The organism is Streptomyces sp. NPDC046197 (assembly GCF_040646295.1).
Lineage (GTDB): Bacteria > Actinomycetota > Actinomycetes > Streptomycetales > Streptomycetaceae > Streptomyces.
Window position 1 is genome coordinate 107,584 of the sequence record NZ_JBEYZY010000004.1, and the last position, 24,287, is coordinate 131,870.

Sequence of the window (24,287 nt, forward strand, 5' to 3'; positions counted from 1 at the left end):
TGGTCGGGCAGGGCAGGGGGAATGGCGCGATGTCGCGCACCGGGAGGCTCGCCCATGGGCGAACGCTCACAACTTTTCATGCAGAACCGAGTGATCCTCCAACGGTAAAGAATGGGCAAAGAAACCTTGTCGTCCGGCCCTGAGGGGGGCGCGGATGTCAGCCGGTCACGGGGCTTCACCCAGCGCCGCCAGAGCTCCTCCGGCCCGTAGCCCGCCGCGCGCCACGCGTGGCGCGCGGTCTCGTCGCGGGTGAGCACCATGGCGTCCCCGCGCCGGCCGCCGAGCCGGACGAACCGGTCGAGATCCTGCGCGGTCGCGGCCCGTACCTGGAGGTCGGGCGGAACGGACGCGGCGTGAACTCTCCTCGATGGCGGGCGGCTTGAGCATGCGCCGCGGTGGCGTCACTCGTGTGCGATCGCCGCCAGGACATTCATGCGGGAGGCACGCAGCGCGGGCAGCAGGGCCGCCACGATGCCGACGGCCGCCGAGCCGATCACCACCGCCACGATCGTGCCCCAGGGAATCGCGAGCGCCGTCATGCCCTGGAGCGCCAGCACCTGCTGGATGCACACCCCCCACAACAGTCCCAGCGCGAGCCCCAGCACCGCGCCGAACACCGCGATCACCACAGACTCCAGCCGGATCATCCGGCGCAGTTGCCGCCGGGCGAGGCCGATGGCACGCAGCAGCCCGATCTCCCGGGTCCGCTCGACCACCGACAGGGCGAGCGTGTTGACCACGCCGAGCACCGCGATGACGATCGCGAGCCCCAGCAGCGCGTAGACGAGATAGAGCAGCACCGCGATCTGGTCGTGGACCAGCTTCTTGTAGTCCGCCTGGTCGCGCACCTGCACCTGGGGATACGGGGCGAGGGTCCGTTCCAGCCGGGAGCGCAGTTGGCCGGCCCCGGTGCCGGGGGCCGCGTTGACGTACAGCGCGGCGTCCTGGGCGCCGGACACGTACTTCTCGAGCGTGCCCATGCCGAAGAACAGGCCGCCCTGCATGCCGAACCCCTCGGCCGCCTCCTGGTTCGTCAGGGCGCCCACGGTCAGACGCGTGTGCCGTCCGCCCTGGAACTCGACGGGCAGCACGCTGCCCAGCCGTACCCGGTGCTTCCTCGCGAAGCCGACGTCCATGGCGATGTGCCCGTCGGCCAGCGCCGTCGGCGTACCGCCGGACGCGTACGTGATGTGGGCGACGTCGTCGAGCCGCCGGTCGTACCCGGCGGCGGTCGTCTCGACCCGCCGGCCGTCCGGCAGTCCCACCGCGACCGCCGCGAACCGCTGCCGTACGACGACACCGGCGCCCCGTGTGCCGCGCACCTTGTCGGTGACCTCCCGCGGGAACGGCAGGAAGTTGCGGTTCTGGACGATGAAGTCGGCGCCGAGAGTCTTGTCGATCTGGTGGTCGAAGGAACGGTTCATCGAGGCGCTGGCCACCGACATGCCGCCGACCAGTGCCAGCCCCACCATCAGCGCGGCCGCGGTGGCGCCGGTGCGGCGAGGATTGCGCAGCGCGTTGCGCTGGCTCATCCGGCCGATCGAGCCGAACAGCGCCGGGAAGGCCCCGCCCAGGACCCGGATCAGGGGACGAACCAGGAGCGGCCCCGCGACCACCGTCGCGACGAGGGTGAGGACCACACCGACGCCCAGCAGGGAGGCGGCGGTCGCTGTGGTGGTCGCCGCGGCGCAGCCCGCCAGCGCGGCCACGCCTCCCGCCCCGACGGCCGAGCCGACCACCGCGCGCACCCTCAACGGGCGCCCCGCACCGGCGACCTCCGCGTCCGCCAAGGCCGCCATCGGCGACACGGCCGCCGCCCGGCGGGCCGGCAGGTAGGCCGCCACGAAGGTCACGCCGACGCCGACGACGTACGCGGCCAGGGGAGTGGTCCACCCGATGACCATCTCGGTGGTCTTCAGGTTCATGCCGAACGTGCCCATGACCCGGATCAGTCCGGCCGCGAGCCCGATCCCGGCCCCCAGGCCGAGCGTCGAGCCGACCAGGCCGAGCAGCACCGCCTCGGTCAGCACCGAACGCCGCACCTGACGCCGGTCCGCGCCCAGCGCCCGTAGCAGGCCCAGCTCGCGGGTGCGCTGGGCGATCAGCATCGAGAAGGTGTTGACGATCAGGAAGATGCCGACGAGGACCGCGATCCCGGCGAAGCCGAGCATGACGTACTTGATGACCTTCAGGAACCCGCCGAGGGAGGCGGCTGCCGACTTGGCGTGCTCGCCGGCGGTCCGCACGTCGTAGGCGCGGGTGCCGATCGCCGCACCGACGCGGCGCTTGAGCCGGGCGTCGCCGACCCCCTTGGCCGCGTCGACCGAGATGCTCGTGGCGCGGGTGGGGGAACCGAGCAGCCCGGCCTGTGCGGTCGGGGTGTCGAGGAAGAGCCGGGCCGCGCCCGGGTTGGTGGTGGTGAAGGTGGCGATGCCGACCACCCGCACCCCGAAGCTGCCCGGCGGGGCCTGCACCGTCAGCGCGTCGCCGATCCGCACGTGCTTGTTGCGGGCCGTGTCCGCGTCCAGCAGGGCCTCACCGCCGCCGTACGGGGCGTGGCCGGAGGTCAGTCGCACCGGGCTGCGCCTGGTGGGCTCCCAGTTCGAGGCGATGGTCGGGGCGCCGGTCGTCGGGCCGACGGATTCGTTTCTGCTGTTGACCACCACGACGTTCTCGACGGCCACGTCCAGGTGGGTCGCCGCCACCCCCTCGACCTTTGCCACCTGCGCGGCCAGCGCGGCGGGCACCGTCTGCACGGTGCCCGTCGGCACGGACGACTTCAGATCCTGCTTCGGCTCCACCGTCACGTCGGCAGAGGTGGAGGCGAAGAGCCGGTCGAAGGTGCGGGTGACGGTGTCGGAGAAGATCAGGCTGCCCGCGACGAACGCCACGGACAGGACGACGGCCAGCGCCGACAGCAGCAGCCGGCCCTTGTGCGCGAGGAAGCTGCGCAGTGTCGCCTTGAGCACGGGGTCAGGCCTCCTCGGGTACGGCGGCGTCCCCGTCGAACCGGCCCTGGGCCACCTCGAGGCCGGGCGGCTGGGCGCGTCGCCCGGAGAACAGGCGCATGCGCTCCAGCACGGCCTCCGCCGTGGGCTGCTCCATCTCGTCCACGATCCGGCCGTCCGCGAGGAAGAGCACCAGGTCGGAGTGGGCGGCGGCGCCCGGGTCGTGGGTCACCATCACGACCGTCTGCCCGAGTTCGTCGACGGCCTCGCGCAGGAAGCCGAGCACTTCCAGGCCGGCCCGCGAGTCGAGGTTGCCGGTCGGCTCGTCCGCGAAGATGAGCTCGGGGCGGGAGGCCAGCGCCCGTGCACAGGCGACGCGCTGCTGCTGGCCGCCGGAGAGCTGGGAGGGCCGGTGCCGGAGGCGATCGCGCAGACCCAAGGTGTCGATCACCTGGTCCAGCCACTTCTCGTCGGGCCTCCTGCCCGCGATGTCCATCGGCAGGGTGATGTTCTCCAGCGCGTTGAGCGTCGGGATCAGGTTGAACGACTGGAACATGAAGCCGATCCGGTCCCGGCGCAGCCGGGTCAGCTCGCGATCCCTCAGGCCGGTGATCTCGGTGTCGCCGAGCCACACCTGGCCGGCCGAGACGGTGTCGAGCCCGGCCAGACAGTGCATCAGGGTGGACTTCCCCGATCCTGAGGGACCCATGACCGCGGTGAAGCGGCCCCGGGCGATGTCCACGTCCACCGAGTCCAGCGCGAGCACGGTGGTCTCGCCCGAGCCGTACGCCTTGGTCAGGCCGCGGGCGCGGGCCGCGACCCGGTCGGCCGACGCCCGGTCCGGCGCCGCAGCAGAAGTGGACACGGCGGCCTCCTCGATGATCCTGCGACCCTGAATGTCCTGACGCATGACTCCTTTGTCCCCGGCCGAGCGTAGTGTGACCCGGCGCACAGCCGGTATCCCCCGTTGGGCCCAGGCGGTCTCCACCCCCAGGTCGGCCCCTCGGTGAACGGTGTAAGGGGCACCCTCCACCCCGTCGGCGGACTTCGGACCCGGACGCGCGGTCTTGCCTGTGCTAGCAGTTCGGCGCTAGCTTCAAGGTATGGCGAAGACTCAGCTGAACGTGCGGGTGGACGAGGGCACCGCCCGCGCCGCCCGCGAACGAGCCCTGGCCCGCGGCATGAGCGTCAACCGCTACATCGAGGAGCTGGTCCGCCAGGACACCGGAGAGGTGGGCCACACCTTCGTGGAGGCGGCCGCCGACTTCATGAAGCAGTACGAGGCCGTCTTCGCCGAGGAGTTCGACGGGGGTGCCCCCGCACGAGCGAAGCCGAGAGTGGGGGAGGACCGCGAGGGCGCACGGAAGCAGCGGAGCGAAGGCCGGCACTGATCCGTTGAACGATCCGTCGAACAACCTCACGATCGACCTCGCCTGGCTGCTCATGCTCGCCGAGCGGATGACACCGGGGGACCCCCAGGTCACCGACTGGGGCGCCCTGGTGGCCGCGGTGGCACGGCACCGGGCCGAGATATTCGACGTCCCCGTCTACGACACACCGCAGGCGCGCGCGGCCGCGCTGCTCCAGCTCCTCATCCACGTCCCCGCCCTGGAGCGCTCCAACGCCCTGTTCGCCTCCGCAGTCGCCTACGCCTACCTGGTCGCCAGCGGCCTGAAGGTCGTCACCTCGCCCGAGCAGGTACGCGAACTGGCCCGGCTGGTCAAGAACGGCGAGGCGTCGGTGGGCGACATCGCGCGGGAGCTGCGGCAGTGGAGCCTGTGATCAGGCTCCGCTGACCGGGCCGTCCGCCTCGGGGTGCCACGCCGTGCCGAGCGCGCAGTAAGAGGTGGGCAGCGCCGGCCCCTTCTCCGGCATCAGCAACCGCCGGTAGGGGCCGAGCCGGAAACCGGCGTCCCGCAGGGCGGCGACCGGGTCGCGGGCCAGGTGGCAGCCGCCGTTCAGCGCCGGCCACACCGTCCGGTCCAGGGCGCGCTGGGTGAGGGTCATCACCCGGCCACCGCCCCTGCCGTGCTCGAAGAACCGCACCTCGCCACCCGGCCGCAGCACCCGCCGCACCTCACCCAGGGCGCGCGGCACGTCGCGCACGCTGCACAGCACCAGGGACAGCACCACCGCGTCGAAGGCCTCGCTCTTGACCGGCAGTGCCTCCGCCGAGCCCGGCACCACGTCGACCGGCACATCGGCCCGCAGCGCGGCCTCGACCGCCCGCTGCCGCAGCATGCGCTCCGGCTCGATCGCGACCACCTCCGAGACCGCGCCCGGATAGTGCGCGAAGTTCAGCCCGTTGCCCGCCCCGATCTCGATCACCCGTCCGGACAGCCCGGCCAGCAGCCGGTCGCGGACCGCGGCCATGCCGAACCTGGTCTCCGCGGCCACACTGACCCGGGCGTAGTAGCGGGCGAACAGCGGATGGTGGACGGGATCCCGGGCCACCTTCTGGGAGCCGGTGGACCGTAGCGGCATGGCGACCTCCCGGACAGGACGGGGCCTACGGTCAGTCTCCCCCGTCCGGCTGCGCCGCACGCCCCGCCCGGCCTACGCAAAGGGCGCGGGTGCCTCCCGTACCGTGAACGCCTCGGCGTCCCACCTGCCGTTCAGGCGGGGTGCGAGCCAGTTCGGCGCGGTGGTGCGGAAGTCGGCCGGGGCGAGGGCACCGGCGCCCTCGGGCAGCGCACCGAGCAGCGGTGCCCCGGCCACGTGCGGCAGGTCGGCGACGTTGCAGCGCGCGGCCAGGTCGGGGGCCGCGGGCCAGCTGCCGATCACGACGCCGAGCAGGTCGAGCTCACGGGAGCGCAGTTCACGTGCCGTCAGTTCCGTGGTGTTCAGCGTGCCGAGCCCCGCGGAGGCGACGAGGAGGACCGGCGCCCGCAACAGCCGGGCCGCGTCCGCCAGCGTGCCGCCCGCCGCATCGAACCGTACGAGCAACCCGCCCGCGCCCTCGACCAGCACCAGGTCGTGCTCGGTGGCCAGCTTGGCGGCGGCCTCGGCCACCTCCTGCGGATGCACCGGCGCCCGCCCGGCCCGCCGAGCGGCCGTCCCCGGGGCCAAGGGCTCCGGGTAGCGGGCCATTTCACGTGTCGTCACCGGGCCGGCCAGCCGCGCCACCTCGTCGGCGTCCCCGCGCTCGTCCGGCCGTACACCCGTCTGGGCGGCCTTCAGCACGGCCACCGACCGCCCGGCCGCGAGGGCCGCGGCGGCGACGGCCGCCGTGGCGACCGTCTTGCCGACCTCCGTGCCCGTGCCCGTGATCACCAGTACCGGCATCTCATCCCTCCCGTGCCGCCGCGCACACCGCGCGCGCGATCCGCGCCACGTCCGCGTCACCGGTGACGTAGGGCGGCATCGTGTACACCAGGTCTCTGAACGGCCGCAGCCACACGCCCTCGCGCACGGCCGCCCTGGTCGCCGCCGCCATGTCCACCGGGTGGTCGAGCTGAACGACCCCGATGGCACCGAGGACCCGTACGTCCCTGACCCCTTCGAGTTCCGCCGCGGGGGCAAGCCCCTGCCGCAGACCCGCCTCGATCCGCTTGACCTGCGCGAGCCAGTCCTGTCCGAGCAGCAGTTCGATCGACGCGCAGGCCACGGCCGCCGCCAGCGGATTGCCCATGAACGTCGGTCCGTGCGCGAGCACCGGCACCTCGCCCCGCGAGATCCCGTCGGCGACCCGCGCGGTGCACAGCGTCGCCGCCATCGTCAGGTAGCCGCCGGTCAGCGCCTTGCCCACGCACATCACGTCCGGCGTCACGGCGGCGTGCTCCGCCGCGAACAACGCGCCGGTGCGCCCGAACCCGGTCGCGATCTCGTCGAACACCAGCAGCACGTCGTGGGCGTCGCACGCCTCGCGCAGGACCCGCAGATACCCGGGGGAGTGGAACCGCATCCCGCCCGCGCCCTGCACCACCGGCTCGACGATCACCGCGGCCAGTTCGTCGGCGTGCCGTCCGATCAGCTCGCGCAGCCGGTCGGCGTACGACTCCTCGTAGGCGGTCGGCGGCGCGTCCGCGAACAGCTGGCGGGGCAGCACACCGGTCCACAGCTCGTGCATCCCGCCCGCGGGGTCGCACACCGACATCGGCTGCCAGGTGTCACCGTGGTAGCCGCCCCGCCAGGTCAGCAGCCGCTGCTTGCCCGGACGGCCGAGCGAGCGCCAGTACTGCAGGCACATCTTGACGGCGACCTCGACCGACACCGAGCCGGAGTCGGCGAGGAACACATGCTCCAGCCCCTCGGGCGACATGTCGACAAGGAGCTTGGCGAGGCGTACGGCCGGCTCGTGGGTGAGGCCGCCGAACATCACGTGACTCATTCGCGCCAGTTGCTCGTGGGCCGCCTCGTTGAGCACCGGGTGGTTGTAACCGTGGATGGCCGACCACCAGGACGACATGCCGTCCACGACTTCGTCCTCGGTTCCGTCCGGGAGCCTCAGCCGCAGCCGGACCCCGCTCGCCGACTCCACGACGAGCGGTTCCTGCCGGCCCGGCATCGGACCGTACGGGTGCCACACGTGCCGCCGGTCGAGCTCCAGCAGCTCGGGCACGCTCGGGCCGGGCCGGTCAGGCATTGGGCGCGAGGTCCGTACCGGCGCCCCTGCGGCGTACGGCGACCAGGTCGGTACGCGGCTCGTTGCCGGACGGGGCCGAGGCCGGTGCGGAACCGCAGATGCCGCCACCGTCGTGCGAGCCGCAACCGCCACCCTCGTGGGATCCGCACCCGCCATCCCCGTGGGATCCGCAGCCCGCGACCGCGGGCGTGCTGCAGCCGCCGCCGTCCAGGGCCCGGTGCTCCGGCAGGGTGACCTGATCGGTGCCCTCCACCTCGAACCCGGCGTCCGCGATCATCTCCAGGTCGGCCTTGCCGGCCTGGCCCTCGCTGGTGAGGTAGTCGCCCAGGAAGATGGAGTTGGCCAGGTGCAGGGCGAGCGGCTGCAGGGTGCGCAGGTGGACCTCGCGGCCGCCGGCGATGCGGACCTCGACGTCGGGGCAGACGAACCGCACCATGGCGAGGATGCGCAGACAGCGCTGCGGGGTGAGGTTCCACTCCTTGGCGAGCGGGGTGCCCTCGAACGGGATCAGGAAGTTCACCGGAACGGAGTCCGGGTCCAGCGCGCGCAGCGAGAAGACCACGTCGACCAGGTCCTCGTCGCTCTCGCCCATGCCGGCGATCAGACCGGAGCAGGCGGACAGCCCGGCCGCGTGGGCCTTGTGCACCGTGTCCACCCGGTCGGCGTAGGTGTGAGTGGTAGTGATGTCGCCGTACGTCGACTCGGAGGTGTTGAGGTTGTGGTTGTAGGCGTCGGCGCCGGCCTCCCGCAGCCGCTCGGCCTGGCCGTCGGAGAGCAGACCGAGACAGGCGCACACCTCGACGCCCTCGTTCTGGTCCTTGATCGTCTTGATGGTCTCCGAGACCCGGTCCACGTCACGGTCCGTCGGACCGCGCCCGCTGGCCACCAGGCAGACCCGCTTGGCGCCGCCGGCCAGCCCGGCCGCCGCGGCCCTGGAGGCGTCGTCGGGCTTGAGCCAGGTGTACTTCAGGATCTCGGCCTTGGAGCCCAGCCGCTGGGAGCAGTAGGAGCAGTCCTCGGGGCACAAGCCGGACTTGAGGTTGACGAGGTAGTTCAGTTTCACCCGCCGACCGAACCAGTGCCGGCGCACCTTTCCGGCCGCGGCCACCACATCGAGCAGGTCGTCGTCGGAGGTGGCCAGCACGGCCAGAGCTTCCTCGCGGGTCGGCAGCTCGCGCCGAAGCCCCTTGTCCACCAGCGTGTTCAGCAGGTCCATGAGGTCCGATCCTGTCCTAAGGTGCCGCCTCGGGCCAAGGAGAGTTTGCACAACAGAGACGGTTCGACGTGTGGGTATTGCCACATCCTGGGCCGTCGGCCGTCCCGCTAGTGTCTGTGCACTGCCTACAAATGCCCCGGAGGAGCCATGGCGTTCGGCTGGATCGACGAGCAGGGGGAACTGCGCCGCCGCGCCGGACTCGTAAGGGCGCTTCGTCCGCGTCCGGCCCATTCACCGCTCCTCGACCTGGCGAGCAACGACTACCTCGGGCTGGCCCGCCACCCCGAGGTCACGGAAGGGGCCGCGGCCGCGGCCCGCACCTGGGGCGGTGGCGCCACCGGCTCCCGCCTGGTCACCGGCAGCACCGAGCTGCACCGCGAACTGGAAGACGAACTGGCCGACTTCTGCGGCTTCGAGGCGGCACTGGTCTTCTCCTCCGGATACGCGGCCAATCTCGCCGCCGTCACCGCGCTCGCCCCGCACGGCTCCCTCATCGTCTCGGACGCGGGCAACCACGCCTCGCTGATCGACGGCTGCCGGCTGGCCCGCGGCACCACGCAGGTCGTCGCCCACGCCGATCCCGAGGCCGTGCGCAAGGCCCTGGACACCCACGACGGACCGGCCGTCGTGGTGTCCGACACGGTCTTCTCGGTCGACGGCGACGCCGCCCCGCTGGCCGCGTTCGCGGCGGCCTGCCGGGACCACGGCGCGGGGCTGGTCGTGGACGACGCCCATGGTCTGGGTGTCCTCGGTGACGGCGGCTGCGGCGCGCCGCAGGCGGCGGGGCTGGCGGGGGCCGGCGACGTCGTGGTGACGGCCACGCTGTCGAAGTCGCTCGGCAGCCAGGGCGGCGCCGTGCTCGGGCCGGCACCGGTGATCGACCACCTGGTCAACGCGGCCCGGACCTTCATCTTCGACACGGGTCTCGCTCCCGCCGCGGCCGGCGCGGCCCTGGCGGCACTGCGGCTGCTGCGCCGTGAGCCGGAGCGGGCGGCCCGGGCGCGCGCGGTGGCGGCCGAGCTGCACGCACGCCTGACCGCCCTGGGGCTGGAGGCGGTACGTCCGGACGCCGCGGTGGTCTCCGTGCGCGCGCCGTCCCCCGATGGGGCCGTGCGCTGGGCGGCCGAATGCCGTGCGGCGGGCCTGGCCGTGGGCTGCTTCCGTCCTCCTTCCGTGCCCGACGGCATCTCACGGCTCAGGCTGACCGCTCGCGCGGACCTCTCCGGGGAGCAGATCGAACGCGCTGTACGTGTGATCGGCGAAACGCGACCATGAGTCGGCGTGACACGGCCGTGCCTCGCGCGATGCGTGTGTGATCAGTCGGGTCGGGGCGCCCGCGGGTGCGTCACCGGAGCGTGGTGAGGAATCCCGCCCAGCTCTCGGGGGAGAAGAGCAGCGCGGGGCCGGCCGGATCCTTGGAGTCGCGCACGGCGAGCAGCCCGGCCCGGGGACCGGAGCACGGCGAGGCCGTCTCGACGCAGTTGTTCGCTCCGGTGCTGTAGCTGCTGCGCAGCCAGCGCACACCGTGCAGATCGGTACTGGAAGGTACGTTCCGAGGCAGAGCAGACATGGTGCCTCCTTACGCGGTTACCCGTCGTCACCTATCCCGGCGATGAAATCCAACGAGTCCTCGGGTGAAAGGGCGTGGATCTGGAGGGTGTTGAAGGCCTCGGTGTAGGCCTCCAGGTCTTCTTTCCGTTCGAGGTAGAGGCTACTCGTCAACTGGTCGAGAACAACCACATCCAGATCAGAAGTGCTCGGAAATGACAAGATAACGAAAGGGCCGGTGAGTCCGATGTGCGCCCCCGCGGCGAACGGCAGGACCTGCAGCCGAACTTGGGGCAGGCGCGCCGCCTCCGTCAGCCGCGCCAGCTGCCGGTTCATGACCCCAGGGCCGCCGACCTCCCGGCGCAGCACCGCCTCGTCCAGGACCGCGCTCAGCTCCAGCGGGCGATCCGCCCGCAGCACGTCCTGGCGGGCCAGCCGCACCTCCACCAGCGCGTCCAGCCGGTCGTGGTCGAGCCCGTCCACGGCGGCCCGGGTCACCGCACGGGCGTACTCGGGTGTCTGCAGAAGTCCGGGCACGACCGAGGTCTCCAGCGTGCGCATCCCGCTCGCCTGGGACTCCAGACTGATGAAATCCCGGTAGGTGGGCGGCAGTACGCCGCGGTAGGCGTGCCACCAGTGGTGACGGCCGCCGTCGTCGGAGCCCGCCAGCACGGTGAGCAGGTCGCGCAGATGGGAGTCCTCGACCGCGTAGGCGTCCAGGAGTAAGCGCACATCGGCTGGTTTCACGCCGCTGGCGCCGGTCTCGATCCGGCTGACTTTCGACTGGTGCCAACCCACGAGCCGGGCCGCCTCACCACTGGTGAGACCCGCACCGGTGCGCAGCGCGCGCAGTTCGGAGCCGAGTTTCCGGCGGCGCACCGAGGTTCCGTGCTGCATGGGCTTACTCCCTACTCCTTCCGGGCCGCCCAAATACGCTCTGCCGTCGCAGAGTTCACCGCTTCGAGCGACAGATATATGCACATCTTGGTGGATCGCCACCCGTGACAGACGCGGTAATGGCAGTCTGACGACGAAGCACCAGTCCGGGACCGTACTCGAACCATCCGCTCCGTGTCGGACTGCGGTCCCGTGGGAAAGGGACGACGTCGCCATGGCAGACCATCTGGAAGCATCCGTCACTCTGCCGAGCGATCCGGCCTCGGTCGCCGCGGCCCGCGGCTACGTGGTGGGCACCCTGGCGGAGTGGGGCCTGTCGTCGGACACGGACGCCGCCGACACCATCCGGCTCATCGTCTCCGAACTCGCCACCAACGCCGTGCAGCACACCTTCGGGCAGTCACCCACCTTCACGGTGGATCTCGTGCTCGACCGTGACGAACAGCTGCACATCGGGGTCACGGACAGCCATCCGCGGTTCCCGAAACGACTGCCGGCCGCCGTCCAGCAGGACAACGGCCGGGGCATGGTGATCATCCGGTGGCTCACCGCCGAGTGCGGCGGCAGGATGACGGTGCGCCCCACCCGCGAGGGCGGCAAGACCGTCTGCATCGAACTTCCGTGGACGGTGCCGGCCCGGCCGGTCACGGCCGCGGGCCAGCAGGAACCGTAGGGCGCACGTCAGCCCGGAGCCGGGCCGCCCGGCCGCCCACGCATGCGCCGGCGGCGCGGTGGGCGCGTGGGCCGCCGCACGGCGCAGTACGGCAACCCGAGGGCGGTGGCGGCGCGTCAGGACGCCACCACCACCCCCAGGTGGTCAGCTGACCCGGCCGTACCAGACGCTCCTGGTCCAGATCTTCTGCAGCTTCACCACGTCCCCGGTCTTCGGAGCGTGCCAGATCCTGCCGCCACCCGCGTAGATGCCGACGTGGTAGACGTACGAGCCGGAGTGGAAGAACACCAGGTCCCCGGCCTGACGGCTGCTCGCCGAGATGTGACGGGTCTTGTTGTACTGACCGGCCGCCGTACGGGGCAGGGTCTTGCCCGCCTTCTTGAACGAGTACAGCGTGAGCCCGGAGCAGTCGAAACGCCGCGGGCCCGCCGCCCCCCACTGGTAGGGGGAACCCTTCTTGGACGCCGCGATCTGGAGCGCCCTCGTCGCCAGCGTGGCGGCCGAGGCGTCGGACGCGGCGCCCGGGACCACGATCGAGCCACCCACGGCGGCGATGGTCAGGGCCGAGGCCGTACCGGCCCGGGCCATCAGCGACGGGACACGATTGAGCGCAGTCATGCGCAACCCTTCGTCAGCCGCCTGTGAAGGATGACCTGTCGGATTCGGGCTGGCGAAGTTGCCCGGCCGCGTTGCCGCGGCTTCACCCCAAGGGCTGCTCGGCCCGGTCATGGCGTGACCGTTCCGGCGACCCGTCGTGCTTGGGTCCTCCACTCCTGCCGATCCACTCCTGTCGACCGGTCATCCGGGCGGCGGCAGGACTCGGCGTCCGCCCGGACCGCCCCGCCGCTGTGGCGGGGGCTTGTCGTCAGACACGGATCTTCACCTACGCATGTCCGAAAAACCCAACGGAACCGGGGGTTTGTGTTGTTACTCACCACTCACCCGTTCGGGTGGACACCCGCGCCCTCGAACGGCCGTCGCGTCTCCCGACGAGCCCCGGACCAGCGCCGGAACAGCTCATTCCGCCATTTGGCCACGCGCGTTGCGCAACTGGAGCACCCCCGAAAAAGGGTCTGCGTCTACGCCGAAAGGCCGTACGTCATTTGGTCCGTTTCGACGCCGCAGCGGACGCCCTGTCAGCGCCGGGGACGGGGACGCCCGGACGATGCGTCAACTGCCGCCGTCGGGGGGCAATGTGACGCGGCGCGTGCGCCGCTCGCCGTCGAGCACGCGCAGCGCGCGCGCCAGCGTCGCGGCGTGCAGTTCGTTCTCTCCGCGCTGGTGCATCAGCGCGAGCGCCGCGCGCAGCTCGGCCGCCTTGCCGACGAGTGCCTGAGCGGCCCTCAGGCCCCGGTAGGTGTCCTCGTGCCGGGCCGGGTTGATGCGTCCCAGCAGGTCCACCACCTCCAGGTAACGGTCGATCAAGTCGGCCTCGGCGCGGGTCAGCGCCGGCAGCGGCGGCAGTTCCGGAGGCAGCATCGGCGCCTCACCTCGGGTCCGAAGTGGTGCCGGGCGTCCTGCGGCTGGAGACGATCCGGTCCACCAGCCCGTACTCCAGAGCGCCCCGCGCGTCCAGGATGGTCTCCCGCTCCAGGTCGGCCCGCACCTGGTCCCGGGGCCGGCCGGTGTGCCGTACGAGCATCTCCTCCAGGCGGGCCCGCACGCGCACCAGCTCCTCCGCCCTGATGACGAGGTCGGACGCCCGTCCCTCCACGGTCTCGGACAGCGCGGGCTGGTCGAGCAGCACGCGGGCGCCCGGCAGCGCGAACCGCTTGCCCGGCGTACCCGCGGCGAGCAGCACCGCCGCGGAGGCGGCCGCCTGCCCCAGGCAGACCGTCTCCACGTCGCAGCCGACGAACCGCATCGTGTCGTAGATCGCCGCCGTCGCGCTGAAGGAGCCGCCCGGGGAGTTGATGTACAGCGAGATGGTGCGGTCGGGGTCCCGGTGCTCCAGGTGCAGGAACTGCGCCATCACATCGTTCGCCGAGGTGTCGTCGATCCGGGTGCCGAGAAGGACGATCCGCTCCTCCAGCAGCTTCGCGTACGGATCCAGCGTCCGGAAACCGGCGCTCGTGCGCTCGGTGAACTCGGGCAGGACATGGCGGGCGGACGGTCGGGTCATGGCACACCCCTCTGTGCGGCAGGGCCGTCTCCGGCGGACTGACCTTCTGTAAAAAATGTACAGGATGTACGCACCGCTCGGGATGTCGGACCGGCGGCTGTCGGAAATGTCCGGGTCGTGCGCGGCGCACTCCTGGGTGAAGCTGGAGCGACGGCCGCTCGACGACCCACAGGACTGCCATGGCGTTCTTCGCGATTTCCGGACGGCACCCGTTGCAGCTTCTGCCCCTCACCGAACTGGTGGCGGAGCACGAACGGCTGCACGAGGAGCTCGACCAGCTCCAGCGCGCCCTTACCTCGCACGCGGTCATCGACCAGGCGATCGGCGCCGTCGTGACCCTGGGGCGGATCCCGCCGGAGGATGCCTGGTGCGTGCTGCGAGAGGTCTCCCAGCGCACGAACACCAAGGTGCGCACCGTGGCCGAGCACGTCCTGAAGTTCGCGCAGGGCGGCGCCCTGTCCGACACCGAGCTGGAGGAGTTCAGGCGGGCCCTGGACCGGCACACGATGCGCTTCCCCGTGGACCGCCCCGAGCCCTGAGGGGCAGTCGCGCTCGCCCCCGTAAGCTGGGGGTATGGCCTACGAGATTCCGGTGACGCAAGCCCGCGCTGAGCTGGCCGACCTCATCAACCGGGTGGTGTACGGCGGTGAGCGCGTGGTGGTCACACGGCACGGCAAACCGCTCGTCGCCCTGGTCTCCGCCGCCGACCTCGAACGGCTGGAGGAGCCCGCGGAGCCCGCGGAGGCGCCCGTGGTCAGGGCCTTCCCCCGGGTCCGCGACGTCCCCTCCTCGCCGCCCCGGGAACCGCAGCGTTACGACATCACGGCCGAGCACCGGGGGCCGGAGGTCCGCTAGTACTCCCGTAGTACCCAAGCAGCGTTTCGCTGTCTGGCCTGGTCGCAGGTGTCGTCCGGGGTGCAGTCGGCAGATGGTGTGTCAGGGAGTCTGGTACGGACGGCCTCCCTGCCGGCGAGTTCGGCCGTGCCACCGGCGGCGCCGGATGCGGGTCGGATCGGTGTCTTCGCCGCCTACGCCACCAGCACCGGCCGTGCGTTGATGGCCCGGGAGCTGTATCCGCCCAGGTCCCGGACGGGTCGGCCAAGCGCCGCTTACTGCGCACGGCGACCGAGTTCGACTTCCAAGGCGGTGTCCTCGGTTCGACTTCCAAGGCGGTGTCCTCGCCCGTCGGCGGTGGGCGCCCACGTCGGCCGGTCGCCGTCACCGGCTCCCGGCCGCCCGGCGCAGGCCGCTCAAGCTGCGGCGGTGGCCGCGGGGCGGCCCGTCACTCCTCGGTCGCGGGAGACGGCCGCCCGTCGTGGAGGATGCCCAGCAGGCTGACGAAGCTCGCGTCGAGGAACACGCGGAGTTCGTCCCGCGCTCCTGCCTCGTCCACCGGCCAGTTCGTCATCGCCTCTTCCGCGAAGGCCATCCACGCGCGCGTGGCGATGCGCAGTCGCGGCGTGTCGGGCACCCCGAGGCGGAGCGCACCGTCCATCACGCGCCGGGCGACGGCCTCCCGGGTCTCGTTCACGATGTCCTCGACCGCGGGATGGCTGCCCGCGGCACCTCGCACCAGCGACAGGTACACCTGGCGGTGCTGAAGCACATACGCGACGAATCCGGAGATGAATTCCCGTCGCCAGGCCTCCGGTTCCAGCAGGCTGTCCGGTTCGACGGCGGCCATGAACCGTTCGCACTCCGTACGGACCACCGCGCGGTAGAAGTCCCGCTTGGAGTCGAAGTAGTGGAAGAGCAGTCCCCGGGAGATACCGGCCCGGCGTGCGACCTCGTCGGTGGACAGTTCGTCCAGGGAGCGTTCGGCGAGCAGCTCCAGCCCGATGCCGACGAGCTGCTGTCTGCGCAGTTCGGGACTGAGACGAGTAATGCGTTTGCCGGGCATGCCCGCAGTCTATGAGCCCGCGCGACCGGAACGATCACGTACGCCGGTCAGCCCCCGCGAGGGCGACGGCGACAGCGCGGGCGCCTGTGTTCGAGCACACCCCGGGCTTTGTTGACAGTTGCTCAACAGAGCCCGTACAACGGTATTGAGCATTGCTCAACAATGTGCTCGAGCCCCTTGCCCATTGCCCTGGGCACCGAGGAGATCAGCGATGAACGTTCGACTTCGACGGCGCCTGGGCGGAGTACGTGCTGGTGCCGGTGCCCAACGACAACGCCCTGGTCGGCGGGCGCGAGCTGATCGGCAACCCGAAGCTGCTCGCCGCGATCGACTTCGACCGCTCGCAGGAGACCGCGAGCGGACTCTTCCAGGCCCGGCTGGAGCGGCCGGCCGGTGTGCCGCTGGCGTACGGCGTCTTCCAGCCGCAGGTCTTCGACGGCCCGGTCGAGGGTGTACGCGAGACCTGGCTCGGGCTGCGCCGCGTGCCCGCCCTGACGGGCGGCCCGGCTCCGCTGGACGAATACGTCCGCACCGAGGTGGAGGTCCGCGCCGAGGAGATGTGGCGCGGCACCGGGGCTCCGGCCTTCACCGGATACTCCGCGCTCGACCCACTGCACCAGATCCCGGTCGTCGAGCCGGTCGAGGCCGTTCTCGGCATCAACATGACGCTCACCCCCGTGGGCATGGAGTCCGTTTCCGCCCACCGCGGGAAATGACCACACGCGAGCAGCGACCACACAGTGGCGCCAACAGTTGCGCCACCAGGGAGATCCCATGACCCACACCCCCGGGGCCACGCCCCGCCACACCGCCGACCAGGTCGACCGGGCAATGCGCGCCATGGAGGACCACACCGGCACCGTGCCGGGCCACCGTCGGGCACATCCGCGAGGCATCGGTTTCCGCGGCACGTTCACCGCCACCCCCGAGGCCGCCGCGCTGACCACCGCCGAGCACTTCCGGGGCACGCCCGTCGACACGGTCGTACGACTGTCGAACGCGACCGGCAGCCCGTACGCACCGGACCGTGCCTCCGGCAGTCGCGGCGCCGTCCTCGGCCTCGCGGTCCGCTTCGCGCTGCCGTCCGGATCACACGCGACCTGGGGCGCGCCCAACATCTCCGCGTTCCCGGCGGGCACGGCCGAGGAGTTCATCGGCATCACGACGGCCCAGCGCCGTGGCAGGCTCGGGCTGCCCAACCCCGGCCGGCTGTTGAAGTACGTGGCGGGCCACCGCCACGCCGTTCCCGGGCTGAAGGCCATCGCCGGGCTGCCCGCCACCGAGAGCTTCGCGACGACGACGTTCCACGGGCTCCACGCGTACTACCTCGTCGACGCGGAGGGACGGCGGCGGGCGTTCCGCTACCGCTGGGTCCCGGAAGCCGGTGAGGCGGCGATCCGCCCCGAGGACGACCGGCTGCTGCCGCCGCAGTACCTCATCAGCGAGATCAAGCAGCGCGTCGAACAGGCGCCGGCCGTCTGGCGGCTGGTCTTCCAGCTGGCGGCCCCCGAAGACCCGACCGACGACGTCACCCGCCAGTGGCCCGACGACCGCGAAACGGTGACCGCGGGCCGCCTCGTCGTCGACCGGCTGCACGAGGACCAGGAGCACGTCGAGGGACTCGTCTTCGACCCCACCAACGTCCCACCGGGCATCGAACCGTCCAACGACCCCGTCCTGCACTTCCGTTCCCAGGTGTACGCGGAGTCCTACCGCCGCCGCAGTCAGGAGGACAAGCCGCGCATCAAGCCGGAGTGACCAGCCGCCGGGCCGCGCACCGGCACGCAGGCCTCCACCGCCCCCGGAAATCCCCGGCACTCCAGCAGCGGTTCGTGTCCTGAGCTGGTGATTGTCGTTGTCCCGGCATGGAACCGACAACGGAGGTGGCCTGGTTAACGTCGCTGAAACTCCGGCGAACTAGCCTGCGGATCCAGGCCACTCGGGGCTTCTTGCATCCGGATCGCTCAAGATCCGGGCCATCTGTCTGTGTGTTACACCTATCCCGTCGGGTGGCTGCGGCAACCGGACCCCGCACGGTCCGGAGCGAGGACTGTGAGGTGGCTACGTGCAACTGACCCCGCACGAGCAGGAGAGACTGCTGATCCACGTGGCGGCCGACGTGGCCGACAAGCGCCGCGCCCGGGGGCTGAGGCTGAACCACCCGGAGGCGGTCGCGCTCATCACGTCGCACATCCTCGAAGGCGCCCGCGACGGCCGCAGCGTCGCCGAGCTCATGTCCTCCGGACGCAAGCTGCTCACCCGTGACGACGTCATGGAAGGCGTCCCCGAGATGATCCACGACGTACAGGTCGAGGCCACCTTCCCGGACGGCACCAAGCTCGTCACCGTCCACGAGCCGATCATCTGAGGGCGGCGCCGATGATTCCCGGAGAGATCCTGTTCGCCGACGACCCGATCGTGTGCAACGAGGGCCGCGAACTCACCCGGCTGACCGTCCTCAACGCCGCCGACCGTCCCGTCCAGGTCGGCTCCCACTACCACTTCGCCGAGGCCAACCCCGCACTCGACTTCGACCGCGCCGCCGCGCGGGGCAGGCGGCTCGGCATCGCCGCCGGGACCGCCGTGCGCTTCGAGCCCGGCATCCCCGTCGAGGTCGAACTCGTTCCGCTCACCGGCGCCCGCATCGTGCCCGGACTGCGCGGGGAGACCGGAGGCCCGCTCGATGCCTGAGATCTCACGCGCCGCGTACGCCGACCTGTTCGGCCCGACCACCGGCGACCGCATCCGGCTCGCCGACACCGACCTGCTGATCGAGATCGAGGAGGACCGCGCCGGCGGCCCCGGGCTCGCCGGTGACGAGGCGGTGTTCGGCGGTGGCAAGGTCATCCGCGAATCCATGGGCCAGTCCCGCGCCACCCGCGCCGACGGCACCCCCGACACCGTCATCACCGGCGTCGTCATCGTCGACCACTGGGGCATCGTCAAGGCCGACGTCGGCATCCGCGACGGCCGGATCACCGGCATCGGCAAGGCGGGCAACCCCGACACCATGGACGGCGTCCATCCCGACCTGGTGATCGGCCCGGAGACCGAGATCATCGCGGGCAACGGGCGCATCCTCACCGCCGGCGCCATCGACGCGCACGTCCACTTCATCTGCCCCCAGATCGCCGAGGAAGCACTCGCGGCCGGCGTCACCACCCTCGTCGGCGGCGGCACCGGACCGGCCGAGGGCTCGAAGGCGACGACCGTGACACCCGGCCCGTGGCACCTGGCCCGCATGCTCGAGGCGCTGGAGGCCCACCCGGTCAACATCGGCCTGCTCGGCAAGGGCAACACCGTCTCGCACGAGGCGATGCTGTCGCAGATCCGCGGCGGAGCGCTCGGCCTGAAGCTGCACGAGGACTGGGGATCGACCCCCGCGGTGATCGACGCCGCGCTCACGGTCGCCGACCGGACGGGCGTCCAGGTCGCCATCCACACGGACACCCTCAACGAGGCCGGTTTCGTGGGCGACACCCTCGCCGCGATCGCCGGGCGGGGCATCCACGCCTACCACACCGAGGGCGCGGGCGGCGGGCACGCGCCGGACATCATGACGGTCGTCTCCGAGCCGCACGTGCTGCCGAGCTCCACGAACCCGACCCGGCCGTTCACCGTCAACACCGCCGAGGAACACCTCGACATGCTGATGGTGTGTCACCACCTGAATCCCGCCGTCCCCGAGGACCTCGCGTTCGCGGAGTCGCGGATCCGCCCGTCGACGATCGGCGCCGAGGACGTCCTGCACGACCTGGGCGCCATCTCGATCATCTCCTCCGACTCCCAGGCCATGGGACGGGTGGGCGAGGTCGTCCTGCGGACCTGGCAGACCGCGCACGTGATGAAGCGCCGTCGGGGCGCCCTGCCGGGCGACGGGCACGCGGACAACCACCGGGTACGGCGCTATGTCGCCAAGTACACGATCAACCCCGCGCTCGCGCAGGGCCTCGCCCGTGAGATCGGGTCCGTCGAGACGGGCAAGCTGGCCGACCTCGTGCTGTGGGAGCCCGCGTTCTTCGGGGTCAAGCCGCACCTCGTCATCAAGGGAGGGCAGATCGCGTACGCGCAGATGGGTGACGCCAACGCCTCGATCCCGACCCCGCAGCCGATTCTGCCGCGCCCGATGTACGGGGCGATCGGGCGGGCGCCGGCGTCGAACTCCGTCAACTTCGTGGCGCCGCTCGCCATCGACGACGGGTTGCCGGAGCGGCTCCAGCTCGGAAAGGAGTTCGTGGCGATCGACTCGACCCGCGCGGTGACCAAGGCGGACATGCGGGAGAACGACGCGCGGCCCCTCGTCCAGGTCGACCCCGACAGCTTCGCCGTGCACATCGACGGGGAGCTGGTCGAGGCGACACCGGCCGCGGAACTGCCCATGGCCCAGCGCTACTTCCTCTTCTGATGTCCCGGGCAGCACTTCTCGTCCTGGCCGACGGCCGCTTTCCCGCCGGAGGGCACGCACACTCCGGCGGGGCGGAGGCGGCCGTCAGGGCCGGGCGCGTCACCGGGGCGGCGAGCCTGGAGGACTTCTGCCGGGGCCGCCTGCACACGGCGGGGCTGACCGCCGCCGCGCTGGCCGCGGCAGCCGCGCTCGGTCACGATCCCGCGGAACTGGACGAGGCCGCAGACGCACGGACGCCGTCCCCCGCCCTGCGCGCGGCCGCCCGGAAGCTGGGCCGGCAGCTGATGCGGGCCGCCCGGGCGACCTGGCCGTCTGCCGAACTGGACGCCGTGGCAGGAAAGTTCCCGAAGGGGGCGCACCAGCCGGTGGTGCTCGGGCTCGTGGCGCGGGCGGCCGGGCTGGGGCCCGAGGACGCCGCCCACTGCGCGGCGTACGAGAGCGTGAGCGGGCCGGCGACGGCTACGGTGCGGCTGCTGAGTCTGGACCCCTTCGAAGCCACGGCGGTGCTGGCCCGGCTGGCGCCGGAGCTGGACCGGGCGGTCCACCAGGCGGTGGCGGCGGCCCGGTTGGTGGCCGCCGAGGGCGTCGACGCCCTGCCCGCGGGGTCCGCACCGCTGCTGGAGATCGGCGCGGAGCTGCATGCCGCCTGGCCGGTGCGTCTCTTCGCGTCCTGAAAAGGGGCTTCGCCTCCGCCGTCCAGCCGTTTCCGACCCCCGTCGTTCCCCTGGAGGGGACCGGTCCCGTCAGACAGGAGCCGTCCATGCATCTGGACCACGCCCACCACGGTCCCGCCGCCGTCAGTGCCGATGCCCGCCGCCCCGACGGGGCGCGGCGTGCCCTGCGCCTCGGTCTCGGCGGACCCGTCGGCTCGGGCAAGACCGCCACTGTGGCGGCGCTGTGCCGTGCCCTGCGCGACGAGCTCTCGCTCGCTGTCGTCACCAACGACATCTACACCCGCGAGGATGCCGAGTTCCTGTTGCGCGAGGCCGTGCTGCCTCCGGAGCGGATCACCGCCGTCGAGACGGGAGCCTGTCCGCACACGGCGATCCGGGACGACATCTCGGCGAACCTCGAAGCGGTCGAGGACCTGGAGGACGCGGTCGGCCCACTGGACCTGATCCTCGTCGAGTCCGGCGGGGACAACCTCACCGCCACCTTCTCCAGAGGCCTCGTCGACGCGCAGATCTTCGTGATCGACGTGGCCGGCGGAGACGACATCCCGCGCAAGGGCGGGCCCGGCGTCACCACCGCCGATCTGCTGGTCGTCAACAAGACCGACCTGGCGCCGTACGTCGGCTCGGACCTCGCGCGGATGGCCGCCGACGCCAGGGCGGCCCGGGCCGGACTGCCGGTCGTCCTGCAGTCGCTGCGCGGCGACAGTGGTGTGCGGGACGTCGCGGACTGGGTGCGGTCACAACTCGCCGCGTGGGCGGCATGACGGAGACGGCGAGCGGGGTACGGGCCAGGGCGCGGATCGTCGCCCGCGGCGACGGCCGCGGCGGTACATCCCTGCCCGTCCTAGACGGTGAGGGACCGCTGGCGCTGCGGCGCACCCGGGGCGAGGGCACCGAGGCGCGGGTCATGCTCGTGGGGGCGATGAGCGGGCCCCTGGGTGGCGACCGCTTTGCGGTGCGGGCGGACGTCGCGGACGGGGCCCGGCTGCGGGTCGGGTCGGCCGCCGCGACCATCGCGCTGCCCGGGCAGGGGAAGGACGAGGCCCGGTACGACGTCCGGCTCACCGTCGCCGACGGAGCCGAACTGCACTGGCTGCCCGAGCAGTTGATCTGCGCCACCGGTAGCGACCTGTGCGTCACCACCCGCGTCGAGCTCGCGCCGAAGGCCCGCCTCGTGCTGCGCGAGGAGCAGGTTCTCGGTCGTGTAGGGGAGGAACCCGGTCGGCTCACCAGCCGTCTTGCCGTACGGATCGCCGGGCGGACCGTCCTCGACCAGGAGTTGGCCTGCGGCCCGGGAGCACCGGGTGGCTGGGACGGTCCCGCCGTGCTGGCGGGACACCGAGCCCTGGGCCAGCTCCTCGTCGCGGGGCCGCAGTTCGCGGTGGAGCCGGTCGTCCCTCGGGCCGTGGGGGAGGGGGAAGCCGGCGCCGTGGTCGTTCCGTTGGCCGGACCGGCCGCGCTGGTGACCGCGGTGGCACCGGACGCACTGCGGCTGCGCCGGTTGCTCGACCAGGCCCTGGCGGCGATCGGCTGAGAACCCCGCGCGTACCGGCCGGGTCTCCGCTCAGCGGGATGCAACGCGCCGGTTATCGGATTGGCAAAGAAGGTCAACAAACCCTGTTCTCAGGCACCGCACAGCCGGAAGGATCCTTCCCCGTACTATTCGCAACGATGTACGGGGAGGTCCTACTTGAGGGACATCAGACCGAAGAGCCGGGTCATGGCGCTCGGTTCGGCCGGTGCACTCGTCACGGCGACCCTGATAGCCGGAGCCGTCTCCGCCCCTGCGGCGAGTGCGGACACCCGCCACGGCCAGGACCGTGAGGCGCGCGGTGCCGCGATCGCCGCGGCGCGTGCCGCGAAGGCCGGAATCGACTGGCAGGACTGCGCCGCGAACTGGGGGCTGGAGAAGCCCATCCAGTGCGGCTGGGTCTCGGTGCCCGTCGACTACGCGAAGCCGTACGGCAAGCAGATCAGGCTCGCCGTCGACCGCATCGGCAACACGGGCACCAAGAAGGAGCGCCAGGGCGCGCTCATCTACAACCCGGGCGGCCCGGGCGGTTCCGGCCTGCGCTTCCCGCGCCGGATCACCACCAAGAGCCCGCTCTGGGCGAACACCGCCAAGGCGTACGACTTCGTGGGCTTCGACCCGCGCGGTGTCGGTCACTCGGCGCCCATCTCCTGCATCGACCCGCAGGAGTTCGTCAAGGCGCCGAAGGCGGATCCGGTGCCCGGATCCGAGGCCGACAAGCTCGCCCAGCGCAAGCTGGCCCGTGAGTACGCCGACGGCTGCTACGAGCGCAGCGGCGCGCTGCTGCCGTACATGACGACCGCGAACACCGCGCGCGACCTGGACGTCATCCGTGCCGCCCTCGGCGAGAAGAAGATCAACTACCTCGGCGTCTCCTACGGGACCTATCTCGGCGCCGTCTACGGCACGCTGTTCCCGGGCCATGTCCGCCGGATGATCGTCGACAGCGTCGTCAACCCGGCGCGGGAGAACATCTGGTACCAGGCCAACCTGGAGCAGGACGTCGCCTTCGAGGGCCGCTGGAAGGACTGGGAGGACTGGGTCGCCAAGAACGACGCCGCCTTCCACCTGGGCACCACCCGCGCCGCCGTCCAGGCGAAGTGGACCGAGCTGCGGGCCGCCGCGAAGAAGAGCCCGATCGGCGGGGTCGTCGGCCCGGCCGAGCTGATCTCCTTCTTCCAGAACGCCCCGTACTACGACTCCTCGTGGGTGCCGGTGGCGACGGTCTTCGGCAAGTACTTCGCCGGTGACGCCAAGGCGCTGGTCGACGCGGCCGCCCCCGACATGTCGGACACCGCGGGCAACATCGCCTCGGAGAACGGCAACGCCGTCTACACGGCCGTCGAGTGCACCGACGCCCACTGGCCCACCAGTTGGCGGAAGTGGGACCGGGACAACACGCGGCTCAACAAGGACTACCCGTTCATGACCTGGGCCAACGCGTGGATGAACCTGCCCTGCGCGACCTGGCCGGTCAAGCAGCAGAGCCCGGTGAACGTCAGGACCGGCAAGGGCCTGCCGCCCGTGCTGATCGTGCAGTCCACGCGGGACGCCGCCACCCCGTACGCCGGTGCCGTCGAACTGCACAAGCGCTTCAAGGGTTCCCGCCTGATCACCGAGAAGGACGCGGGCTCCCACGGCGTCACCGGCCTGGTCAACCCGTGCATCAACGACCGGGTGGACGCCTACCTGCTGACCGGCAAGGTGGACGCCGCGGACGCGACCTGCGCTCCGCACGCGACGCCGAAACCGTAACCGGCGGTCGTACGCGACGGGGGGCGGCCGGTC

27 protein-coding genes, 1 pseudogene and 1 riboswitch are annotated in these 24,287 nt (G+C 71.7%); of the genes and pseudogenes, 15 read left to right on the plus strand and 13 right to left on the minus strand.

Annotated features, from left to right (window positions below; all coding sequences use genetic code 11):
- Positions 1-170: 170 nt before the first annotated feature.
- The 3 genes and pseudogenes from AB0A61_RS07545 to AB0A61_RS07555 form a co-directional block, all read right to left on the minus strand.
- A pseudogene (locus AB0A61_RS07545) lies at positions 171-299 on the minus strand (GNAT family N-acetyltransferase); the annotation flags it as partial.
- A 102-nt stretch (positions 300-401) separates the two neighbouring features.
- Positions 402-2,969: an ABC transporter permease gene (locus AB0A61_RS07550; protein WP_361287660.1), complete on the minus strand. Its 2,568-nt coding sequence runs from the start codon at positions 2,967-2,969 to the stop codon at positions 402-404.
- Between the two features lie 4 nt (positions 2,970-2,973).
- Positions 2,974-3,813 (minus strand): ABC transporter ATP-binding protein, encoded by an 840-nt coding sequence (locus tag AB0A61_RS07555; RefSeq protein WP_361288285.1) that lies wholly within the window; start codon positions 3,811-3,813, stop codon positions 2,974-2,976.
- Between the two features lie 238 nt (positions 3,814-4,051).
- On the opposite strand from AB0A61_RS07555, the gene AB0A61_RS07560 reads away from it, so the two are divergent.
- Positions 4,052-4,339, plus strand: a complete 288-nt coding sequence (locus AB0A61_RS07560; RefSeq protein WP_361287663.1) for a toxin-antitoxin system HicB family antitoxin — start codon at positions 4,052-4,054, stop codon at positions 4,337-4,339.
- Positions 4,340-4,391: 52 nt separating this feature from the next.
- A complete protein-coding gene (locus AB0A61_RS07565) occupies positions 4,392-4,730 on the plus strand; it encodes a fic family toxin-antitoxin system, toxin component (protein WP_361288288.1) in 339 nt (112 codons plus the stop codon).
- On the opposite strand, the gene AB0A61_RS07570 is transcribed toward AB0A61_RS07565, so the two are convergent.
- The 4 genes from AB0A61_RS07570 to bioB all read right to left on the minus strand — a co-directional run bounded on the left by AB0A61_RS07570 (position 4,731) and on the right by bioB (position 8,749).
- Positions 4,731-5,432 carry a class I SAM-dependent methyltransferase gene (locus AB0A61_RS07570; RefSeq protein WP_361287666.1) on the minus strand — a complete coding sequence of 234 codons (702 nt, stop codon included), beginning with the start codon at positions 5,430-5,432 and terminating at the stop codon, positions 4,731-4,733. It lies immediately after the preceding gene.
- Positions 5,433-5,504: 72 nt separating this feature from the next.
- Positions 5,505-6,233 carry a dethiobiotin synthase gene (gene bioD, locus AB0A61_RS07575; RefSeq protein WP_361287669.1) on the minus strand — a complete coding sequence of 243 codons (729 nt, stop codon included), beginning with the start codon at positions 6,231-6,233 and terminating at the stop codon, positions 5,505-5,507.
- A 1-nt stretch (position 6,234) separates the two neighbouring features.
- Positions 6,235-7,533, minus strand: coding sequence for an adenosylmethionine--8-amino-7-oxononanoate transaminase (locus AB0A61_RS07580; RefSeq protein WP_361287672.1), 1,299 nt, complete (start codon positions 7,531-7,533; stop codon positions 6,235-6,237).
- Positions 7,526-8,749 carry a biotin synthase BioB gene (gene bioB, locus AB0A61_RS07585; RefSeq protein WP_361287675.1) on the minus strand — a complete coding sequence of 408 codons (1,224 nt, stop codon included), beginning with the start codon at positions 8,747-8,749 and terminating at the stop codon, positions 7,526-7,528. The genes AB0A61_RS07580 and bioB overlap by 8 nt, the downstream gene beginning before the upstream one ends.
- 147 nt (positions 8,750-8,896) lie before the next feature.
- Between bioB and AB0A61_RS07590 the strand changes: the two genes are divergently transcribed.
- Positions 8,897-10,024: an 8-amino-7-oxononanoate synthase gene (locus tag AB0A61_RS07590; RefSeq protein ID WP_361287678.1), complete on the plus strand. Its 1,128-nt coding sequence runs from the start codon at positions 8,897-8,899 to the stop codon at positions 10,022-10,024.
- A 70-nt stretch (positions 10,025-10,094) separates the two neighbouring features.
- Here AB0A61_RS07590 and AB0A61_RS07595 read toward each other — a convergent pair whose 3' ends face one another.
- Together AB0A61_RS07595 and AB0A61_RS07600 are read right to left on the minus strand one after the other, a co-directional pair.
- Entirely contained in the window at positions 10,095-10,319 is a 225-nt protein-coding gene (locus tag AB0A61_RS07595; RefSeq protein WP_361287681.1) for a DUF397 domain-containing protein, read from the minus strand.
- A gap of 17 nt (positions 10,320-10,336) precedes the next feature.
- Positions 10,337-11,194, minus strand: a complete 858-nt coding sequence (locus tag AB0A61_RS07600; protein WP_361287684.1) for a helix-turn-helix transcriptional regulator — start codon at positions 11,192-11,194, stop codon at positions 10,337-10,339.
- Between the two features lie 214 nt (positions 11,195-11,408).
- Here AB0A61_RS07600 and AB0A61_RS07605 point away from each other — a divergent pair, with 214 nt between their 5' ends.
- Positions 11,409-11,867: an ATP-binding protein gene (locus tag AB0A61_RS07605; RefSeq protein WP_361287687.1), complete on the plus strand. Its 459-nt coding sequence runs from the start codon at positions 11,409-11,411 to the stop codon at positions 11,865-11,867.
- A gap of 144 nt (positions 11,868-12,011) precedes the next feature.
- Here the strand turns inward: AB0A61_RS07605 and AB0A61_RS07610 are convergent, their stop codons facing one another.
- The 3 genes from AB0A61_RS07610 to AB0A61_RS07620 all read right to left on the minus strand — a co-directional run bounded on the left by AB0A61_RS07610 (position 12,012) and on the right by AB0A61_RS07620 (position 13,989).
- Complete coding sequence (locus AB0A61_RS07610; RefSeq protein ID WP_361287690.1) at positions 12,012-12,485, minus strand: C40 family peptidase; 474 nt, start codon at positions 12,483-12,485, stop codon at positions 12,012-12,014.
- A 3-nt stretch (positions 12,486-12,488) separates the two neighbouring features.
- A riboswitch (cyclic di-AMP (ydaO/yuaA leader) is annotated at positions 12,489-12,702 on the minus strand.
- A 335-nt stretch (positions 12,703-13,037) separates the two neighbouring features.
- Entirely contained in the window at positions 13,038-13,346 is a 309-nt protein-coding gene (locus tag AB0A61_RS07615; protein ID WP_361287693.1) for a hypothetical protein, read from the minus strand.
- Between the two features lie 7 nt (positions 13,347-13,353).
- Positions 13,354-13,989: an ATP-dependent Clp protease proteolytic subunit gene (locus tag AB0A61_RS07620; protein WP_361287696.1), complete on the minus strand. Its 636-nt coding sequence runs from the start codon at positions 13,987-13,989 to the stop codon at positions 13,354-13,356.
- 179 nt (positions 13,990-14,168) lie between these two features.
- On the opposite strand from AB0A61_RS07620, the gene AB0A61_RS07625 reads away from it, so the two are divergent.
- Both AB0A61_RS07625 and AB0A61_RS07630 read left to right on the plus strand, forming a co-directional pair.
- Complete coding sequence (locus AB0A61_RS07625) at positions 14,169-14,528, plus strand: ANTAR domain-containing protein (protein WP_361287699.1); 360 nt, start codon at positions 14,169-14,171, stop codon at positions 14,526-14,528.
- Between the two features lie 34 nt (positions 14,529-14,562).
- A complete protein-coding gene (locus tag AB0A61_RS07630; protein WP_361287702.1) occupies positions 14,563-14,844 on the plus strand; it encodes a type II toxin-antitoxin system Phd/YefM family antitoxin in 282 nt (93 codons plus the stop codon).
- Between the two features lie 427 nt (positions 14,845-15,271).
- Here the strand turns inward: AB0A61_RS07630 and AB0A61_RS07635 are convergent, their stop codons facing one another.
- Positions 15,272-15,889, minus strand: a complete 618-nt coding sequence (locus AB0A61_RS07635; protein WP_361287705.1) for a TetR/AcrR family transcriptional regulator — start codon at positions 15,887-15,889, stop codon at positions 15,272-15,274.
- Between the two features lie 254 nt (positions 15,890-16,143).
- Here AB0A61_RS07635 and AB0A61_RS07640 point away from each other — a divergent pair, with 254 nt between their 5' ends.
- The 9 genes from AB0A61_RS07640 (at position 16,144) to AB0A61_RS07680 (ending at position 24,254) form a co-directional block, all read left to right on the plus strand.
- Positions 16,144-16,605: an acetoacetate decarboxylase family protein gene (locus AB0A61_RS07640; RefSeq protein WP_361287708.1), complete on the plus strand. Its 462-nt coding sequence runs from the start codon at positions 16,144-16,146 to the stop codon at positions 16,603-16,605.
- Positions 16,606-16,663: 58 nt separating this feature from the next.
- On the plus strand, positions 16,664-17,647 hold the full coding sequence (locus AB0A61_RS07645; protein ID WP_361287711.1) for a catalase family peroxidase: 984 nt from the start codon (positions 16,664-16,666) through the stop codon (positions 17,645-17,647).
- A 307-nt stretch (positions 17,648-17,954) separates the two neighbouring features.
- Positions 17,955-18,257 (plus strand): urease subunit gamma, encoded by a 303-nt coding sequence (locus AB0A61_RS07650; protein ID WP_361287714.1) that lies wholly within the window; start codon positions 17,955-17,957, stop codon positions 18,255-18,257.
- A gap of 11 nt (positions 18,258-18,268) precedes the next feature.
- Complete coding sequence (locus AB0A61_RS07655; RefSeq protein ID WP_361287717.1) at positions 18,269-18,580, plus strand: urease subunit beta; 312 nt, start codon at positions 18,269-18,271, stop codon at positions 18,578-18,580.
- Positions 18,573-20,294, plus strand: coding sequence for an urease subunit alpha (locus AB0A61_RS07660; RefSeq protein WP_361287720.1), 1,722 nt, complete (start codon positions 18,573-18,575; stop codon positions 20,292-20,294). Before AB0A61_RS07655 ends, AB0A61_RS07660 begins: the two co-directional genes overlap by 8 nt.
- A complete protein-coding gene (locus tag AB0A61_RS07665) occupies positions 20,294-20,968 on the plus strand; it encodes an urease accessory UreF family protein (protein WP_361287723.1) in 675 nt (224 codons plus the stop codon). The genes AB0A61_RS07660 and AB0A61_RS07665 overlap by 1 nt, the downstream gene beginning before the upstream one ends.
- 86 nt (positions 20,969-21,054) lie before the next feature.
- The gene (ureG, locus tag AB0A61_RS07670) at positions 21,055-21,732 is read left to right on the plus strand and encodes an urease accessory protein UreG (RefSeq protein WP_361287726.1); all 678 of its coding nucleotides are present in this window, start codon (positions 21,055-21,057) and stop codon (positions 21,730-21,732) included.
- A complete protein-coding gene (locus AB0A61_RS07675) occupies positions 21,729-22,502 on the plus strand; it encodes an urease accessory protein UreD (protein WP_361288291.1) in 774 nt (257 codons plus the stop codon). The genes ureG and AB0A61_RS07675 overlap by 4 nt, the downstream gene beginning before the upstream one ends.
- Before the next feature lie 186 nt (positions 22,503-22,688).
- Positions 22,689-24,254 carry an alpha/beta hydrolase gene (locus tag AB0A61_RS07680; protein ID WP_361288294.1) on the plus strand — a complete coding sequence of 522 codons (1,566 nt, stop codon included), beginning with the start codon at positions 22,689-22,691 and terminating at the stop codon, positions 24,252-24,254.
- Positions 24,255-24,287 lie beyond the last annotated feature (33 nt).

Bases quoted from the DNA above. Each gene is read 5' to 3' on its own strand.
- AB0A61_RS07625 (WP_361287699.1), top strand. From the start codon at position 14,169: ATGGCGTTCTTCGCGATTTCCGGACGGCACCCGTTGCAGCTTCTGCCC.
- AB0A61_RS07605 (WP_361287687.1), top strand. From the start codon at position 11,409: ATGGCAGACCATCTGGAAGCATCCGTCACTCTGCCGAGCGATCCGGCC.
- AB0A61_RS07680 (WP_361288294.1), top strand. From the start codon at position 22,689: ATGGCGCTCGGTTCGGCCGGTGCACTCGTCACGGCGACCCTGATAGCC.
- AB0A61_RS07565 (WP_361288288.1), top strand. From the start codon at position 4,392: ATGCTCGCCGAGCGGATGACACCGGGGGACCCCCAGGTCACCGACTGG.
- ureG (WP_361287726.1), top strand. From the start codon at position 21,055: ATGCATCTGGACCACGCCCACCACGGTCCCGCCGCCGTCAGTGCCGAT.
- AB0A61_RS07570 (WP_361287666.1), bottom strand. From the start codon at position 5,432: ATGCCGCTACGGTCCACCGGCTCCCAGAAGGTGGCCCGGGATCCCGTC.
- AB0A61_RS07595 (WP_361287681.1), bottom strand. From the start codon at position 10,319: ATGTCTGCTCTGCCTCGGAACGTACCTTCCAGTACCGATCTGCACGGT.
- AB0A61_RS07580 (WP_361287672.1), bottom strand. From the start codon at position 7,533: ATGCCTGACCGGCCCGGCCCGAGCGTGCCCGAGCTGCTGGAGCTCGAC.
- AB0A61_RS07675 (WP_361288291.1), top strand. From the start codon at position 21,729: ATGACGGAGACGGCGAGCGGGGTACGGGCCAGGGCGCGGATCGTCGCC.
- AB0A61_RS07620 (WP_361287696.1), bottom strand. From the start codon at position 13,989: ATGACCCGACCGTCCGCCCGCCATGTCCTGCCCGAGTTCACCGAGCGC.
- AB0A61_RS07600 (WP_361287684.1), bottom strand. From the start codon at position 11,194: ATGCAGCACGGAACCTCGGTGCGCCGCCGGAAACTCGGCTCCGAACTG.
- AB0A61_RS07655 (WP_361287717.1), top strand. From the start codon at position 18,269: ATGATTCCCGGAGAGATCCTGTTCGCCGACGACCCGATCGTGTGCAAC.
- bioB (WP_361287675.1), bottom strand. From the start codon at position 8,749: ATGGACCTGCTGAACACGCTGGTGGACAAGGGGCTTCGGCGCGAGCTG.
- AB0A61_RS07615 (WP_361287693.1), bottom strand. From the start codon at position 13,346: ATGCTGCCTCCGGAACTGCCGCCGCTGCCGGCGCTGACCCGCGCCGAG.
- AB0A61_RS07590 (WP_361287678.1), top strand. From the start codon at position 8,897: ATGGCGTTCGGCTGGATCGACGAGCAGGGGGAACTGCGCCGCCGCGCC.
- AB0A61_RS07665 (WP_361287723.1), top strand. From the start codon at position 20,294: ATGTCCCGGGCAGCACTTCTCGTCCTGGCCGACGGCCGCTTTCCCGCC.
- AB0A61_RS07630 (WP_361287702.1), top strand. From the start codon at position 14,563: ATGGCCTACGAGATTCCGGTGACGCAAGCCCGCGCTGAGCTGGCCGAC.
- AB0A61_RS07610 (WP_361287690.1), bottom strand. From the start codon at position 12,485: ATGACTGCGCTCAATCGTGTCCCGTCGCTGATGGCCCGGGCCGGTACG.
- AB0A61_RS07645 (WP_361287711.1), top strand. From the start codon at position 16,664: ATGACCCACACCCCCGGGGCCACGCCCCGCCACACCGCCGACCAGGTC.
- AB0A61_RS07660 (WP_361287720.1), top strand. From the start codon at position 18,573: ATGCCTGAGATCTCACGCGCCGCGTACGCCGACCTGTTCGGCCCGACC.
- AB0A61_RS07560 (WP_361287663.1), top strand. From the start codon at position 4,052: ATGGCGAAGACTCAGCTGAACGTGCGGGTGGACGAGGGCACCGCCCGC.
- AB0A61_RS07635 (WP_361287705.1), bottom strand. From the start codon at position 15,889: ATGCCCGGCAAACGCATTACTCGTCTCAGTCCCGAACTGCGCAGACAG.
- bioD (WP_361287669.1), bottom strand. From the start codon at position 6,233: ATGCCGGTACTGGTGATCACGGGCACGGGCACGGAGGTCGGCAAGACG.